Genomic DNA, 16436 nt, shown 5'->3' on the forward strand with positions numbered 1-16436 from the left:
TCAATTCATGTCCACCGGGCATCGATGGGATGTGGCCGGTGGCATAACCTCGCATCTTTCACTGAGGGCGGGCAGCATGTACGCATCGATCATGTTCGAATTGACCCACTTGCGCTGCTTCGTCGTCTTGGCCGAGGAACTCCACTTCGGCCGCGCGGCCGAGCGCCTGCACATGACCCAGTCGCCACTCAGCCGGCAGATCCAAGTGCTCGAGCGAATCCTCGGAGTGGAACTGTTCAACCGCACCAGCCGCCGAGTGACCCTGACACTGGCGGGCGAAACGTTTCTGCACGAAGCGCGACGCATCGTGCGCCTGTCCGAAAGCGCGGCCCTTGCGGCCCGGCGGGTGTGGAAGGGGGAAGCGGGGCGCATCTCGATCGGCTTCACCGCCGTCTCGGGCTACGTCCTGCTGCCGCGCATCGTCAAGCGCGCGGCGGTGGAACTGCCAGGGCTGGAACTGCAACTGCACGAACTCGTCTCGGGCGACCAATTCGAGGCTTTGCACACCGGATTGATCGACCTCGCACTGGTGCGCCCGCCGATCGACCGGGTGCAGTTCGATTCCGCCCCGCTTCTGCTGGAAAGACTGCTCGTGGCCCTGCCCGAGGATCATCCGCTTGCGAGTCGGGAGAGCTTCGGCCCGGCGGACTTCGACGCCATCGACCTCGTGATGTATGCGCAGCGCGGCGCGGGATACTTCCACACCTTGCTCGGCAGCCTGTTCGAACGCGCCGGCGCAGCCCCGAACTACGTCCAATACGTCACGCAGATCCACTCGCTGCTCGGGCTCGTCGGGGCGGCACTGGCTCCGGGCATCGTACCCGAGGCGGCTGCCGGGCTGCATGCCCGCGGCGTGGTCTTCCGCCCGTTCGTGAGCGAGCCCGAGGCCCCGGTGGAATTGCACCTCGCCTGGCGGCGCGAGAACGAAAACCCGGCTCTGCCGGCATTCAGGGATCTGTGCCTGAAAGCGGTTTCGGCAGCCTGAACCGCCGTCCAGGAACCGAGCTCGGTGACGGCGGTCAGTCCATCTCCGGCCAGTCCAGCGTCGGTTGCTGGCTATGGCGGGCCATCTCCAGCGTGATCCGCGCACCCGAGCCAGGCTCGATCCGCAAGGCCACGTCGCGGCTGCCTACCGGAATGCGGCGCGCGCCCAGCCGCACCGCCTCGATCCGGTGCTCGCCATACCCGCCGCCCCGGATCACCAGCCGTCGCGGCAAGGCGGGGTTGAGGTTCACCAGCGAGAGCGTCGTCGCCGCGCCGTCCAGCCTCTCCACCAGCGCCGCCACGTCCTGCGGCAGACCGGGGCGCCTGCGGTCGGCGTCGAAGTGGCGCAGCCGTGCGAACAGCAACGTCCCGCCCTGGTTCGGGGAATTGGGCGACCACGGTGGCCGCGCGACGTGGATCGCGCCCATCGTCTGGTGCATCAGCGCCGTCACCGAGACCGGATTGCGCTCGATCGGGTTGTCGGCAAGCCGCGTCCGCGGGGTGGTCCTGTCCTCCCGCACCCGTACAAACTGGGTGCGCACCCGGTCCATGTCGGCGAGCAGGGCCTGTTCCGCCCATTCGGCGGCCTCTCCGCCCAGGAACCGCGTCCACGGCGTCGGTGCCATGGCGGCACGGTCGCCCTCGCGCATCGAGAGATACCAGATCTCGCCGGTATTGAGGCGATAGGGACCGGGCTTGAAACCGTACCAGCCTCCGTCCCCGTGCATCGTCGGTGCAGAAAGCACGCCGTCCACCTTGCGCGAAGCTGCGTTGATGCGCGCGTTCTGGTCGCGCCAGACCTGCAGGTAGCGGTCGTCCCCGGTGGCGATGTAGGCGTTCATGAAGCCCATGATAGCGCGCGGGATGCGGTTGCGGTCCTCGCGCTTGCCGGTGACGGGGTTGACCGGGCTGAACCCCCAGCCGTAAGTGCCGCCGTACCACTTGCCGCCCGCGCCGCCGCCGACGGTGCCGTCCGGCCCGATGTTGCTTGGCAGGATGCCGCCGTTGGCGCGGGCCCGCGCGGCCCATGCCTCGACATATTCGAGCATCCAGTCCCTGAACCGTCCTTCGCCCGTCAGCATCCAGGCGTTGAAGCCCAGCGCGGTGGAGTGCAGGTTCAGCGGGTTGTCGCCCACCGTTTCGGTATATTCGCGGTAATGTTCGAGCGTGTCCTTGTAGCTGCTCTCGCCGTGGACCATCTCGAATGGCGCGGTGTCGAAGGGATCGCCTGCCCAGTCCAGCATCGTCGCCGGGCGCATCAGCGGGCCGATGCTGCCGTTGAACATCGAGCGGATCAGTCGCAGCTTCGTATCGTAATTGGTCGCGATCGGATCGCGGCCGGTGTAGAAGTCCGCGAAACGGCGTGCACGCTCGATCAGCTTGCGGTCGCCGGGGGTGCACAGGCCGAGCTGGTTGAACGTGGTCAGCCCTTCGGAGATATGCTGCCAGTCCATCTGCGGCGCGAACTCGCGCACGTACATGCCGTTGCGGCCCATCGGCACGTCGCGCGTCCTCGCCCGGCCGTACTGCGCGAAGTGCGCTTCCTGCACCGCGCGGGCAAGCTGGAGGATATGGTCGCTCCCGCCCATCATGTAGAGATAGGGCCAGTCGTTGATCGCCTCGATGGCATCGTCGGGACCGTCGTTGGCCCCCCAGCGCAAGAACGCCTCGATCTCGTGCTTCCGGTTGAAGTAGCGGTCGTGGAAGGCTTGTGCAGCGTCGCCCTGCATAGCGATGAGGTGGCGCTGCAGCACCGCCCAGCGCGGCGCCGCCATCGGCGTGTCGATGGCGATCTCGGGCGCACGCCGGGCCTCGGCGGCGATGCCGGGCACGCCCGCGCCCAGTGCCAGGATGCCGCTTCCGGCAAGCAGGGAGCGTCGGTCGAGGTTCAAGGCACCAGTTCCAGGCGTTCCAGCTTCTGCACGACGACGAAGTAGGCGACGATCGTCAGCAGGCAGTGCGCGCCGACGAACACCAGCGCGGTATCGAACGAACCCGCGCTGGCGACCAGCACGCCCACGACGATGGGAGTGACGATACCCGCGGCATTGCCGAAGGTGTTGAATACGCCGCCCGCGAGCCCCGCCAGCTTGCGCGGCGCGACGTCGGACATCACCGCCCAGCCGAGCGAGGCCACGCCCTTGCCGAAGAACGCCAGCGACATCAGCAGCACCACGCCCCATCGGGTCTCGACATAGGCGGCGACCATGATGAGGCTGGCCAGCAGCATCCCGCCCAGCAGCGGCGCCTTGCGCGCCAGCGTGATCGACCCGGTCCGCGCCAACAGCCAGTCGGACGTCACGCCGCCGGCGACGCCGCCCACGAAGCCGCACAGCGCCGGCACGGCGGCGACGAAGCCCGCCTGGAGAATGTCGAAACCGCGATCCTTGACGAGATAGATCGGAAACCACGTCACGAAGAAATAGGTCAGAACGTTGATGCAGTACTGGCCGAGGTAGATGCCGATCATCATCCGGTTGGCAAGCAGCTGGCGCACGTTGTGCCAGGTAAAGGTGGGATCTCCGCGCTTGCCCTTCTGGCTGTCCAGTTCGACCAGCCCACCGCCTTCGCGGATGAGGTCGATCTCGGCGCGGTTGGCCCACTTGTGGCTGACCGGATCGCGGATGAACGCGGCGAAGGCCAGCATCGCCATCAGGCCCAGCCCGCCCATCACGAAGAACACCGACCGCCAGCCGAGCGTGTGGACCACCCATCCCATCAGCGGCGCGAATGCCACCAGCGAGAAATACTGCGCGGAATTGAAGATCGCCGATGCCGTCCCCCGCTCACGCGCCGGGAACCAGGCGGTGACGATCCGCGCGTTGCCAGGAAACGACGGCGCCTCGCACAGCCCGACGAGGAAGCGCAGCACGAACAACTGCGCCACCACCGCCGCCCCCGTCAGCAACCCCGCGAAGCCCTGGATAGCGGTGAAGATCGACCACGTCCCGATCGCGGCAATGTAGACCGGGCGCGTCCCGAAGCGGTCGAGCAGCAGGCCGCCCGGAATCTGCGCGGCGGCATAGGCCCACGCGAATGCGCTGAGGATGAAGCCGGTCTCGATCGCGCCCAGCCCCAGTTCGTCCGCGGCCGAGGCTCCGGCGATCGAGAAGGTCGAACGGTCCGCATAGTTGAGCGAGGTGATGACGAAGACCAGCGCGATAATCAGAAACCGCACGCGCGTTGGCCGCGCGGCGATGGCCGATGGGACGGCGGCAATTTCGGCTCTACTCGACACGTCCAACTCTCCCTCGTCCCTTGTCGGGCTTATCCTTCGACCAGACTAGGCGAGCGAGGGGCGCCCCATCCATGCCGCAATTCAACTCGATCAATGCCCGCTGCGCATCATCAATCTTACGACCGGCCGGCTTACCTGCATCCACCCCGCCGCAGGCCCCGCCAAGCCCTCCTTTCGCCCCGCTTCTCGCCCGATCCGCAAACCGATGCGGCGCGTGCATCGATCGTGCCCCTTTTCGCGGACGAAGCAGCGAACGACCTCGCCTATCCTCCTCCCATCATTTCACGGTTGCTGACACCGGTATCAAGCTTACTGATAGAGCAGAGCCGGGGAAGCTCAACGACAATGGCGGGCTTCAAGGTCGCCAGGTCGAACAAAATGGGGAGGATAAACATGACGTCTTCTACGCTACTTCGTCGTCGCCTGGTGCGCAGCGCTTCCATCACCGTGCTCGCGATCGCCTGCATCTCCCCGGCGGTCGCGCAGGACCTGCCCCCTCAGCAGGACGCGCAGGCGGAAGATCTCGGCGGCGCCACGGCGGCCGACATCATCGTCACCGGCTTTCGCAACTCGGTCCAGACCGCACAAGCGGAAAAGCGCCTGGCTACCGGCGCGGTCGACGTCATCAAGGCCGAGGACATCGCCAAGTTCCCCGACAACAACCTGGCCGAATCCCTCCAGCGCATTCCCGGCGTCGCGATCTCGCGCGAAGGCGGCGAAGGCCGCAGCATCGCCGTGCGCGGCCTTGGCCCCGAATATACCCGCGTGCGCATCAACGGCATGGAAGCGGTGGCGACGACCGGCGGATCGGATGCCGGCGGCGGCGTCAACCGTGGCCGCGGCTTCGATTTCAACGTCTTCGCCTCGGAACTGTTCAACTCGCTGACCGTGCGCAAGACCGCCTCGGCCTCCGTCGAGGAAGGCTCCCTGGGCGCCACGGTGGACCTGCAGGCCGCCCGTCCGCTGGACTACAAGGACAACTTCGTGATCGCCGGTTCGGGCCGCGCGGGCTACAACGACCTGTCGAAGGCCTGGGACCCGCGCCTTGCCGGGCTGGTCAGCTGGCAGAACGATGGCGGTACTTTCGGCGTGCTCGCCTCGGGCGCCTATTCCACCCGCTCGATCAAGGAAACCGGCCATTCCACCGTGCGCTGGAGCCCCGCGGGCGCCAACGGCGGCTTCAACGCGGCCTCCACCCTGCCCGGCTACACCGCCGCCCAGCTCAACACCGCGCCTGCTGCCGACGGCTCCAACTGGGACAGCCTGGTCTATCACCCGCGCATTCCGCGCTACGATACCTGGACCAACGACATCAAGCGCCTGGGCCTGACCGGCGCGGTCCAGTGGAAGCCCTCGGACCGCACCGAGATCATCGTCGAAGGGCTCTATTCGAAGTCCAAGACTAAGCGCCAGGAAAACTACATCGAGGCGTTGTCTTTCAGCCGCACCGGCGCCAGCGGCAAGTCGCAGTCGATCATCCGGACCGGCGAGGTCAACGACCAGAACGAACTGGTCTATGGCGTGTTCGACGACGTCGACATGCGCATCGAATCGCGCCACGACGAATTCAGCACCACCTTCTACCAGGTCAACTCGGTGCTGAAGCAGGAACTGACCGACACCTTCCGCCTGAACGGCTACGTCGGCTATTCGAAGTCGAAGTTCGACAGCCCCGTGCAGACCACCGTCGTGCTCGATCGCCTGAATTCGGACGGCTTCAGCTGGGACTATCGCGACAACGACCGCTCGCCCACGATCAACTGGGGCTTCGACCCGAACGATCCGGCAAACTGGTCCTTCATCAACGGCACGTCCGACATCCGCATCCGCCAGAACGAAGTCAAGAACGACTACCTCTCGACCAAGCTGGGCGGCGAATGGGATCTGGCCGAAGGCTTCAAGCTTTCGTTCGGCGGCGAATATCGCCGGTTCCGCTACGACACTTTCGAATCCCGCCGCTTCGTAGCGGAAACCTCCTCGGGCACGCTGACGCCGGCACAGGTCGCTGCGCTCACCAGCCCGTTCAACGGCGTGACGGGTGATCCGGCCTATGGCGGCTACGTCATTCCCAACCTGCAGGGCTTCGTCGACACGCTCGACATCTATTGCAACTGCGTGACCACCATCAACGGCCGGTCGGTCGACTTCCGCGTCAACGGCCGCGACGTGGCCGGATCGAACCCCAACGCCACTGCCGCCAGCAACACAGGCAACATCAAGGAAGTCGACAAGGCGCTTTGGTTCCAGGTGGACTTCGAGCAGGAGTTCGGCGGCATCACCATCCGCGGCGATGCCGGCATGCGCTACGTAAAGACGCAGCAAACTTCGTTCGGCTATGGTTTGGCCAGCGGCGTCGCCACGCCGATCACGGTCAAGCGCAGCTACGAGAACTGGCTGCCCTCGATGAACCTCGTCGCCGAATTCTCGCCGGAGTTCCTGGTCCGCTTCGGCGCCGCGCAAGTCATCACCCGCCCGGGCCTTGGCGCGCTGTCTCCCGGCGGCAACCTGACGCTGCAGGCCGCGAACCAGGTGTTCAACCAGGGCAACCCCTACCTGAACCCCACCGAGGCATTCAACCTCGACCTCTCGGCAGAATGGTACTTCGCCCCCGGTTCGCTGCTGGGCGTCAGCCTGTTCCAGAAGGACATCGGTTCGCTCAGCGGCACCCAGATCTCCACGCTGGTCCCCTTCAACCAGCTCGGCTTCCCGCTGAACCTGGCGACCGACCAGGGCCTTGCTCCCGACGTGCCCGTCACCGTGCGCCGCACGATCAACGGCGACGGCGGCAAGCTCAAGGGCTTCGAAGTCAACTACCAGCACCAACTGGACTTCCTGCCGGGCATCCTGAGCAACCTCGGCGTCCTGGCGAACTACACTTACGTCAAGGCCGACCTCAAGTATCCCGGGCCCGGCGGCATCGGCGTCGTGGTCGGCCCGCTGACCAACTTGTCCAAGCACACCGCCAACGGCACGCTGTTCTACGAGGACAAGCTGCTCAGCCTGCGCGGCTCGGTGTCCTACCGTTCCGGCTACGTCGAGGCCTTTGGCGGCGGCGCGCGCGACCAGAACACCGAGGAAGGCGTCAACAGCGCCATCAACGTGGACGCCTCGATCGGCATCAACATCAACGAGGCGCTCACGCTCACGATCGAGGGCAACAACCTGACCAACGAGCGCAAGGACCAGTACATTGGCGACACCGACCGCGTGGTTCTGAACCACACCTTCGGGCGCCAGTTCTACTTCGGCGTGCGCTTCAAGTACTGACGGCTGGCCCCGGCCCCGCGCCCGTCTTCACGGCGAGCACCGGGCCGGGGTCCTTTTCGTCCCAAATGACAGAAAACGAACACGTCGTCATTGCGACACCCGACATGTGCTGCACTCGCAATGACGACGTGACTGGGAGAGACGCAAGGTGACCAACGGCTTCGAATTCAGTCGCCGCTCGATGATCGCGGGCAGCGCGGCGCTGCTGGGCGCAGGCGCCCCCGCTCTTGCGAAGGAGCTGGTCGCTCCTCTCAAGCGCCCGCCTTTCCCGATCGAGGACGACCACGGCCGCCCGGTCGATCCGCCTCCGCCGGGATATTACGACGTCGCCCGCCGCAGCGGTCCCGGCCTCCCCGTCACCCCCGAAACCGAACGCGGCGGCTGGGTCACCAGCGAGGCGGCGGTGGACCGCAAGGGCGTGCGCTACAAGGGTCCCGGCCCGGCCCCCGCGAACCTCCTGCCCTGGGCCAATTCGGACTCCGCGCGCGTCGTCACGCAAGGGCTGATCCCCCCGGTCAAGCCGCTGCTGCACCTGCATCTTCGCGACACGATCGTGTGCCTGGGCGGCGACGGCAACTACTACATGACCGGCTCCACAGGGGACGACATCTGGAAGGCCAACGATGGCGTCGAACTCTGGCGCTCGCCCGATCTCAGGCAATGGGACTACCTGGGCCTCGTCTGGAGCATCGAACGCGACGGCGGTTGGGAAAGGCAGTGGTCGGTGCGCAAGGGCGATTATTTCCGCGCTGTCTGGGCGCCGGAAATCCACTTCATCAACGGCAACTACTACATCTGCCATTCGATCAGCCGGTCGGGTATCGCCGTGCTGCGCAGCACCACCGGCAAGGCGGAAGGGCCTTACGTCCACGCCTTCTCACCCGACAAGCCGCTGCGCAACGGCATCGACGCGACCCTGTTCGGCGACGACGACGGCGCGGTCTACCTGACGTACGGCGGCGCCTTCGAAATGGTCCGCCTCAAGCCCGATCTGTCGGGCTACGACGGCGAGTGGCAGCCGGTCATCCTCGATACGCCCGACCTCGACCCGACGCACCACAACAAAAAGTGCGTGCACCGCGGCTACAAGGACATCGGCTTCGAGGGCGCCACGATGTTCAAGCACGACGGCAGATACTACCTCGGTGCCGTCGATCGCTTCCACCCCAACCGCTACTCCTTCGCCCTGGCGACGTCGGACAAGCCGTTCGGCCCCTATCGCGACCGCTACGAAAGCGTACCCTGCGGCGGCGGCGGCAACATCTTCAGGGACAAGGAAGGCCGCTGGTGGTGCACCATCTTCGGCAACGACGACGAAGCACCCTTCCGCGAGAAACCCGGCATCGTTCCTGCGCGGATGGATGCGAACGGCCACCTGGTCGCCGATTTCACCCCGCGCGATTGATGACCGGCGACCTCAGGGGTTCGCGGCCACGGCGGCCCCGCCAGAGCCTGCGTTGCCGCGGAGAGTGAAGAACGGCAGCGCATGATGCACAACCCAGCCGATGGTCACCGCATATAGCACAGTGCCCAGCCCGACCGTGCCGCCCATCAACCAGCCGGCCGCCAGAACGCTCAACTCGATGCCCGTGCGCACGATCTTGATCGGCCAGCCGGTGCGACCGGCGATGCCCGTCATCAACCCGTCGCGCGGCCCGGTGCCGAAGCCGGCACCGATATAGGCGCCGCCGGCGATCCCGTTCAGCACGATCCCCGCGATCAGAAACGCGAAGCGGGCGGGGTATCCCTCCGGCGCCGGCAATAGCGGCAACGACAGGTCGACCACCGTGCCGATGATGGCGATGTTGAGGACCGTGCCGATGCCGGGTCGCAGCCGCAGCGGAATCCACAGCAGCAACACGATCAGGCCCAGCAGGTTGACCGTCATGCCGAAACTGAGCCCGATAAGCGGCGCGAGCCCCTGATGCAGCACGTCCCAGGGATCGAGACCGAGGTTGGCGCGCAGCATGAGAGCCATCGAAATGCCGTAAAGCACAAGACCCCAGAGTAGCTGGGCAAGGCGTCGTTTTATCATGATTGAAGCCACTATAGCCGATAGGCATTGTTTTTTAGAGCCAATTAAAAGATATTGGCCTTTATGAACTTGACCGCGCTGAGCCCGACCTCGCTTGTCCGCCAACTCGGGTCCTGGCGCGGCAGCGCGGGCGGAGGTGCTGCCTATCGCCAACTTGCGCGTGCACTGCGCCTCCTGATCCTCGACGGCCGGATCGGCCTTGGCGTGCGGATCGGCGGCGAACGCGATCTGGCGCAGGCCTTGGGAGTGAGCCGCACCACGGTCAGCGCCGCCTTCGACCTTTTGCGCGACGAAGGCTACCTGGTGAGTCGCCAGGGATCGGGCAGCGTCACCCGCCTGCCGGCCGCGGGACATGGCCGCACGCCCGGCGCTGGCGACGCAGCCGAGGATGACGCCGAGGCCGGGCCCGACGTCGTCGACTGGACCAAAGCCGTGCTACCCGCGCCGCAAACCGTCTGGCACGCCTATGAACAGGCGCTCGGCCAGATGCCGGCCTTCCTGTCCGGCTTTGGCTACGAAGTGTTCGGCATCCCGCGCCTGAGGTCCGCGATCGCGGATGACTACACCGCGCGCGGGTGCCCGACTACACCGGATCAAATCTTCGTCACCAGCGGCGCACAGCAGGGCCTATCCCTGCTGCTGCACCTGTTCTCCGGACCGGGCGATCGCATCGTCGTCGACCATCCGACCTATCACAACGCGATCGCCGCGATCCTCGGTCACAGTTGCGTCCCGGTGCCAGTCGGGCTTCCTGACACGGGCTGGGACATCGAGGCGATCCATGCCGCGTTTCGCCAGACCGGCCCGCGCCTCGCCTACATCATCGCCGATTTCCACAATCCGACCGGCCGCCTGATGGATTCCGAGACGCGTACGGCGCTGGTGCGCGCGGCACGGGCCACGCATACGCCGCTGGTGATCGACGAGACGATGGCGGCGATCGCCCTCGACGTGACCGCGCCCCCGCCGGTCGCCGCGCACGACCCGCATGGCGACACGGTCATCAGCATCGGCTCGGCCAGCAAGTGCTTCTGGGGCGGCCTGCGGGTCGGCTGGATACGCGCCGACCCGCAGACGATCGTGGCGCTGAGCCGTATTCGCGCGACGCTCGACATGGCGACGCCGATCATGGAGCAACTGGCGGTCGCCGCGCTGCTGGACGGCCGCCTTGCGGGATACGACGCCGGCATCACCATACGCGGGCGCCGCGACCACCTGGTCGCCCGGCTCGCCGATGCGCTGCCGCACTGGCGAGTGCCGATCCCGCCGGGCGGTTTCATGCTCTGGGCGGAAATGCCGCGGCCCGAGGCTTCCGCGCTGACGGCGATGGCACAAGGCCTGTCGCTGCGCATGACGCCGGGCCCGCGCTTCGGCGTCAATGGCGCCTTCGAACGCTTCGTCCGCCTGCCATTCACGCTTCCCGAAGCCGAACTCGATCGCGCGGTCGACCGCCTGGCCATGGCCGAGGCGCATTTGCGCTCGCGCCACGGGCGGATGCCGGACCCGGCGGCATGGGAACTCGAGGCGGAACGGGTGATCTAGGCGGCGTCGACAACTCCGCCGGGGGTGTCCCCGCCCCCCGGACAGGCGGTGCGCTGTTCCGCACACCGCATCCCGATCGTTAGCGCTGCGACATGTCCTCGATGCGCACCGGCGCGAGGCGCGGGCTCAGCAGATGGACCACCAGCAGGGCCAGCAGGTAGGCGCTGGCGCAAATCGCAAAGAGCACCTCGTAACTATGCGTCGCATCCAGGATGTAGCCGGCGAACAGGGCCATGCCCATGCCGCCGAACGCGCCCACGGTTCCGCCGATGCCGACCACCGAACCGACCGCACCCCGCGGGAAGACGTCCGACGGCAGCGTGTAGAGGTTCGCCGAGAACGCCTGGTGCGCCGCCGTCGCAAGACCGATGACCAGCACTGCCGACCAGACGTTGTCGATGCTCTGCACGAACCAGATCGGCAGCACGCAGATGGCACAGATGAGCATCGTCGTCTTGCGTGCGAAGTTGGCAGTGCGCCCCGCCTTCATCAGCCTGGAAGACAGCCAGCCACCACCGATGCTGCCAAGGTCGGAGATCAGGTAGATCGCCGCGAGCGGCAGGCCGAAGGTCTTGAGATCGAGGTCGTAGCGATCGAACAGGTAGCCCGGCAGCCAGAACAGGAAGAACCACCAGATGGGATCGATCAGGAACTTGCCCAATGCATACGCCCAGGTTTCCTTCACGGTGAGCAGGCGCGCCCAGCCGATCTTCTCAACCGGATCGGCCGGGTCCTGCCTGATCCAGGCGAGTTCGGCGGGGCTGACGCGGGGATGCTCGCTGGGATGGCGATAGACCAGCCACCACACCGCCAGCCAGGCGATGCCGAATATACCCGTCACGAAGAAGGCCATGCGCCAGTCGAACCACAGCACCAGCAGCGGCACCAGCAGCGGGGTGATGATCGCGCCGACGTTGGCGCCGGCATTGAACAGCCCGATCGCGAAGGCCCGCTCCTTCTGGGGAAACCAGTCCGTCACCGCGCGGATGCCGGCGGGGAAGTTGCCCGATTCGCCCACCCCCAGGCCGAAGCGGGCCATCGCGAACGACACGACGCCGGTGGCGAAGCCGTGCGCCATATGGCTCACCGTCCAGATCACGATGGCGATCGTGTAGCCCAACCGGGCGCCGAGCACATCGACGACCTTGCCGAAGGACAGGTACCCGATCGCGTAGGCGACCTGGAACCAGAACACGATCCCCGCGAAATCGGACTCCGTCCAATGGAACTCGGCCGCGAGCGTCGGCTTGAGCACGCCGATCATCTGGCGGTCGATGTAATTGATGGCCGTGGCGGCGAAAAGCAGCGCCACGACGACCCAGCGATATCGCCCGACCTTGCCGGGAACCTGTCCGGCCCCGACTGCCTGCGTTCGGCCTATTTCCGCATCCATTTCCCTGCTCCCCTAACGGCGGCCTTGTTATCCTGCCGTACGCGTAGTCCTCGTCAGTCCGGTATTGCCGCCACGATGCCGCAAGCGACGGTCCCATGTCCTTCGAAAGTGGCAAGGACCTGCTGCCCCGGCACGACCGGGTGGACCCCGGTGACCGCGCCGGTCGATACCCAGGTGCCCTCGCTGCAGTCGATTCCCCGCGCGGCGAGGTTGCCGAGCAGGAAGCGCACCGCACCCAGCGGCCCGTCGAGCATGGCGGCAGTGGTGTTTTCTCCGGCGAGGTTTCCATCGATCTCCAGACGCACGGTCACGCCGTCGAAATCGATGGTCTCCCATCCATCGAGGGCCGGGCCCACGACCATGCCAAAATTGTTGCCATAGTCCGAAACCGTCACTGGCGGACCATCCGCGTTTATGCCCGGATAGGGCGAACTGGCCACTTCGATGCCCAGGTGCACAGCGTCGAGGACGGCGCGCGTGGCGTCGTCGTCCTGCGGGACGATACCGTTCCATCCGGCCGCGACGTGGAGCAGGAATTCCGCCTCCGCCGCCGCGAACCCATCCGCGAAGACCGGCATCTGCGGCGCCCCGCTCTCGTCGTCACTCTCGCCAAGGGTTACCACGCTTCCCGCGAAGATCGGGCCCGCCAGTCGGTTGCTGGCAAGGCGCTCTTCATCGGGCGGGTTGATCTTGCCGACCTTCCAGCCGAGGATCGCGCGACCATCAATGCCGATGGCCAGGTCCTGGATCGCGTAGGCGCCGCTCAGATCGGTCGGTGCCTCTCCGGGATAGGACGTCAACGCACGCTTCTCGCGCCGCGCCGCCACGAATGCCTCGGCCACTGCTTTTACCGTATCAGTCAAACCAATCCCCACTAACAAACCCCCTGAAGAACCCCGATCTGAAACTAGACACCGGTGTCAAACCAGGGCGCAACAGTCCGCCGCGCATTTGCCGAGAATGCCCGCCGCGCCGATTACTGCGCACGAAGCTCACTCGCCACCATGCGGCCCGCCACTTTCCAGGATGCAGGACCCGCTCTATGGACCTGATCCGGCAAGCGCATGCCCCACACGATGGTAACCGGTGTCATATTGCCTTTTGCCTTCCTCGAAGGCAAGCCGGAAAAATCAGGTACGACCAAAGGTCAGAAGGATGCCGCATGGCAAAAGGGCAGAAACCTACCATCAACGACGTCGCTCGGCTCTCCGGAGTGTCGAAGAAGACGGTGAGCCGGGTCATCAACAAGTCGCCGTTGCTGAACCAGGCGACGCGGGAAAAGGTCGAATCGGTCATCGCCGACCTCGAGTACGTCCCCAATCCGCAGGCGCGCGCCCTGGCGCTGCGGCGCAACTTCCTGATCGGCCTGATCCACGACAATCCCAACGCGCAGATGGTACTCGGCGTGCAGGAGGGGATTCTCGACACCATCCGCAATACCGAGTTCGCACTGGTGGTGCGCCCGGTAGACCGTCATTCCCCCACTCTCCTCGAGGATATCCCGCGCTTCATCGAGCAGCAGCGCCTCTACGGCGTCATGCTGCTGCCGCCCCTGTCCGAAAACGACGAACTCGCACGCCTGTGTCGCGAGCTTGGCTGCACGGTGGTGCGGATGGGCTCGGCGCGGCTGGACGACGACGCGCATCTCGTCGCTTCCAACGACCAGCAGGCGGTGAGCGAGGCGGTCGCCTGGCTCGCGGAACTGGGACACCGCCGCATCGGCTTCGTCGCCGGACCGGAAGGCTTCCGCTCTGCTCGGGAGCGTGAACTGGGCTTCCTCCAGGGCATGGCCCAGGCCGGCCTCGTCGCCGACCCGGAACTTTCGGCACGAGGCAACTACCGGTTCGAATCGGGTCACGCCGCCGGACGACAACTCCTTTCGGTCGATTCCCCACCATCCGCGATCTTCTCCAGCAACGACGAAATGGCTGCCGGCGTGCTTCACGCCGCCCGCGAACGCGGCATGAGCGTGCCCGAGGACCTGTCGATCATCGGCTTCGACGATACCGCCATCGCCGCCCACATCTGGCCCCCGCTCACCACAGTGCGCTGGCCGATCCGGGCCATGGCCCGCACTGCCGCCCTCAAGCTAACCCGGCCCGAGACGGCAGCGTCCGAGCCCTCGTTCTTCCTGTCGGACCTGATCCGCCGCGCCTCGGCCATCGAATACATGCCCTAGGACGTTGACACCGGTTACCATGACCGGATACGAATGCTCCCGAGAGCTTAAACGGGAGAGTTCGACGTGTACTGCAAGACCTACCACGCCACGCATCCGGACATGATGGATTGCGTTTCGAACGAGGAACTGCGCGATCGCTACCTGGTGACGGGGATGTTCAGGGAGGGCGAGGTCAACCTCAACTACTCGCACAACGAGCGCTTCATCATCGGCGGCGCGGTGCCGGGCGCGGAGCCGCTGGCGCTGCCGTTGCAGACGGTGCCCAAGAGCGCCGAGGGCAAGTCGTTCTTCGAGCGGCGCGAGGCCGGCATCACCAACATCGGCGGACCCGGCGCGATCACCGTCGACGGCCAGCGCTTCGAGATGGGCAACAAGGAATGCCTCTACGTGCCGATGGGCAGCCAGGAGGTGATCTTCGAAGGCCAGGGCGCGCGGTTCTACATCGCCTCGGTCCCGGCGCACAAGGCGCTGCCGATCAGGCACATCACCCTCGACCAGGCCAATCCGCTGGCGCGCGGCGACCTCGCCAACTCGAACCAGCGCACGATCTACCAGCTCGTCATCCCCGGCGTGTGCGAGAGCGCGCAGCTGCTGCTGGGCCTCACCGTGCTCGAGGAAGGCTCGGTGTGGAACACCATGCCCCCCCACCTCCACGACCGCCGCTCCGAGATCTACCTCTACTTCGAGCTGCCCGAAGAGAACGACCGCATCTTCCACTACATGGGCGAGCCCGACCAGATGCGCCACATCGTCATCGCCAACGAGGAGGCCGTCATCAGCCCGCCGTGGTCGATCCACATGGGCTCGGGCACCAAGAAGTACGCGTTCATCTGGGCCATGGGCGGCGAGAACCTCGACTACACCGACATGAACGTGCTGGACATCTGCCAGCTCCAGTAGCGCGGTCCACCCCTCCCGCTTCCTCCCCGCCCCCTTCGTCGTTGCGAGGAGCGCAGCGACGAAGCAATCCAGAGCCCAGCGCGCGACCGCCCGGACTGCCGCGCTGCGCTCGCAATGACGAGATTGGATTCATGGCAATTTCCTTCGACCTCGCGGGCAAGGCCGCGCTCGTCACCGGCGCCAACACCGGCATCGGCCAGGCCATCGCCGTCGCGTTGGCGCAAGCCGGCGCCGACGTCGCCGTGGCGGGTCGCTCGCAGCCCACCGAGACTCTCGCCCTGATCGCCGCGACCGGGCGCAAGGCGGTCAACATCAAGGCCGACCTGGCGAGCATCGAACCCGTCGGCCGCGTCATCGACGAGGCCATCGCAGGCCTGGGCAAGATCGACATCCTCGTCAACAACGCCGGCATCATCCGCCGCGACGATCTGCTGCAGTTTTCCGAAGCCGACTGGGACGCGGTGATCGACACCAACCTCAAGACGCTGTTCTTCCTCAGCCAGGCGGCGGCGCGCGGCATGGTCGAGCGCGGCAGCGGCGGCAAGATCGTCAACATCGCCTCGCTGCTGACCTTCCAGGGCGGCATCCGCGTGCCCAGCTATGCGGCCGCCAAGTCGGGCGTCGCCGGCGTGACCAAGGCCATGGCCAACGAACTCGCGCCCAAGGGCGTGCAGGTCAACGCCATCGCGCCGGGCTACATCACCACCAACAACACCGCCGCGCTCGTCGCCGACGAGACGCGCAACCGCCAGATCCTCGAACGCATCCCGACCGGCCGCTGGGGCAACCCGGAGGACATCGCCGGCGCCGCCGTGTTCCTCGCCTCGCCGGCTTCGGACTACGTCACCGGGCAGGTCCTCGCCGTCGACGGCGGCTGGCTCGCGCGGTGATGCGG

Annotated in this window: 12 protein-coding genes; 7 read left to right on the forward strand and 5 right to left on the reverse strand. The window is 66.3% G+C overall.

Features of this window, described 5'->3' with window-relative positions:
• Nucleotides 1-76 precede the first annotated feature (76 nt).
• Nucleotides 77-985 carry a LysR family transcriptional regulator gene (locus ACFFDA_RS01905; RefSeq protein WP_404477904.1) on the forward strand — a complete coding sequence of 303 codons (909 nt, stop codon included), beginning with the start codon at nucleotides 77-79 and terminating at the stop codon, nucleotides 983-985.
• Between the two features lie 34 nt (nucleotides 986-1019).
• On the opposite strand, the gene ACFFDA_RS01910 is transcribed toward ACFFDA_RS01905, so the two are convergent.
• Both ACFFDA_RS01910 and ACFFDA_RS01915 read right to left on the reverse strand, forming a co-directional pair.
• Nucleotides 1020-2876, reverse strand: coding sequence for a hypothetical protein (locus ACFFDA_RS01910; protein ID WP_404477905.1), 1857 nt, complete (start codon nucleotides 2874-2876; stop codon nucleotides 1020-1022).
• Nucleotides 2873-4222, reverse strand: coding sequence for an MFS transporter (locus tag ACFFDA_RS01915; protein WP_404477906.1), 1350 nt, complete (start codon nucleotides 4220-4222; stop codon nucleotides 2873-2875). Before ACFFDA_RS01915 ends, ACFFDA_RS01910 begins: the two co-directional genes overlap by 4 nt.
• A 393-nt stretch (nucleotides 4223-4615) precedes the next feature.
• Here ACFFDA_RS01915 and ACFFDA_RS01920 point away from each other — a divergent pair, with 393 nt between their 5' ends.
• Both ACFFDA_RS01920 and ACFFDA_RS01925 read left to right on the forward strand, forming a co-directional pair.
• Nucleotides 4616-7489, forward strand: coding sequence for a TonB-dependent receptor (locus ACFFDA_RS01920; RefSeq protein WP_404477907.1), 2874 nt, complete (start codon nucleotides 4616-4618; stop codon nucleotides 7487-7489).
• A gap of 148 nt (nucleotides 7490-7637) precedes the next feature.
• Nucleotides 7638-8894, forward strand: coding sequence for a family 43 glycosylhydrolase (locus ACFFDA_RS01925; protein ID WP_404477908.1), 1257 nt, complete (start codon nucleotides 7638-7640; stop codon nucleotides 8892-8894).
• A 12-nt stretch (nucleotides 8895-8906) separates the two neighbouring features.
• Here ACFFDA_RS01925 and ACFFDA_RS01930 read toward each other — a convergent pair whose 3' ends face one another.
• The gene (locus ACFFDA_RS01930; RefSeq protein WP_404478285.1) at nucleotides 8907-9527 is read right to left on the reverse strand and encodes a YitT family protein; all 621 of its coding nucleotides are present in this window, start codon (nucleotides 9525-9527) and stop codon (nucleotides 8907-8909) included.
• A gap of 60 nt (nucleotides 9528-9587) precedes the next feature.
• On the opposite strand from ACFFDA_RS01930, the gene ACFFDA_RS01935 reads away from it, so the two are divergent.
• Complete coding sequence (locus tag ACFFDA_RS01935; protein ID WP_404477909.1) at nucleotides 9588-11066, forward strand: PLP-dependent aminotransferase family protein; 1479 nt, start codon at nucleotides 9588-9590, stop codon at nucleotides 11064-11066.
• A gap of 79 nt (nucleotides 11067-11145) precedes the next feature.
• On the opposite strand, the gene ACFFDA_RS01940 is transcribed toward ACFFDA_RS01935, so the two are convergent.
• Together ACFFDA_RS01940 and ACFFDA_RS01945 are read right to left on the reverse strand one after the other, a co-directional pair.
• Nucleotides 11146-12459, reverse strand: a complete 1314-nt coding sequence (locus ACFFDA_RS01940) for an MFS transporter (RefSeq protein ID WP_404477910.1) — start codon at nucleotides 12457-12459, stop codon at nucleotides 11146-11148.
• A gap of 53 nt (nucleotides 12460-12512) precedes the next feature.
• The gene (locus ACFFDA_RS01945) at nucleotides 12513-13322 is read right to left on the reverse strand and encodes a 2-keto-4-pentenoate hydratase (protein WP_404477911.1); all 810 of its coding nucleotides are present in this window, start codon (nucleotides 13320-13322) and stop codon (nucleotides 12513-12515) included.
• A gap of 299 nt (nucleotides 13323-13621) precedes the next feature.
• Between ACFFDA_RS01945 and ACFFDA_RS01950 the strand changes: the two genes are divergently transcribed.
• The 3 genes from ACFFDA_RS01950 (at nucleotide 13622) to kduD (ending at nucleotide 16431) form a co-directional block, all read left to right on the forward strand.
• On the forward strand, nucleotides 13622-14638 hold the full coding sequence (locus tag ACFFDA_RS01950; RefSeq protein ID WP_404477912.1) for a LacI family DNA-binding transcriptional regulator: 1017 nt from the start codon (nucleotides 13622-13624) through the stop codon (nucleotides 14636-14638).
• Nucleotides 14639-14704: 66 nt separating this feature from the next.
• Nucleotides 14705-15541 carry a 5-dehydro-4-deoxy-D-glucuronate isomerase gene (gene kduI, locus ACFFDA_RS01955; protein ID WP_404477913.1) on the forward strand — a complete coding sequence of 279 codons (837 nt, stop codon included), beginning with the start codon at nucleotides 14705-14707 and terminating at the stop codon, nucleotides 15539-15541.
• 131 nt (nucleotides 15542-15672) lie between these two features.
• Nucleotides 15673-16431 (forward strand): 2-dehydro-3-deoxy-D-gluconate 5-dehydrogenase KduD, encoded by a 759-nt coding sequence (gene kduD, locus ACFFDA_RS01960; RefSeq protein ID WP_404477914.1) that lies wholly within the window; start codon nucleotides 15673-15675, stop codon nucleotides 16429-16431.
• The last annotated feature ends 5 nt before the right edge of the window (nucleotides 16432-16436 follow it).

Origin of the sequence: Novosphingobium sp. BL-52-GroH, from assembly GCF_044813085.1 — a bacterium.
Taxonomy (GTDB): domain Bacteria; phylum Pseudomonadota; class Alphaproteobacteria; order Sphingomonadales; family Sphingomonadaceae; genus Novosphingobium.

Bases quoted from the DNA above. Each gene is read 5' to 3' on its own strand.
- ACFFDA_RS01950 (WP_404477912.1), top strand. From the start codon at position 13,622: ATGGCAAAAGGGCAGAAACCTACCATCAACGACGTCGCTCGGCTCTCC.
- kduD (WP_404477914.1), top strand. From the start codon at position 15,673: ATGGCAATTTCCTTCGACCTCGCGGGCAAGGCCGCGCTCGTCACCGGC.
- ACFFDA_RS01935 (WP_404477909.1), top strand. From the start codon at position 9,588: ATGAACTTGACCGCGCTGAGCCCGACCTCGCTTGTCCGCCAACTCGGG.
- ACFFDA_RS01905 (WP_404477904.1), top strand. From the start codon at position 77: ATGTACGCATCGATCATGTTCGAATTGACCCACTTGCGCTGCTTCGTC.
- ACFFDA_RS01920 (WP_404477907.1), top strand. From the start codon at position 4,616: ATGACGTCTTCTACGCTACTTCGTCGTCGCCTGGTGCGCAGCGCTTCC.
- ACFFDA_RS01940 (WP_404477910.1), bottom strand. From the start codon at position 12,459: ATGGATGCGGAAATAGGCCGAACGCAGGCAGTCGGGGCCGGACAGGTT.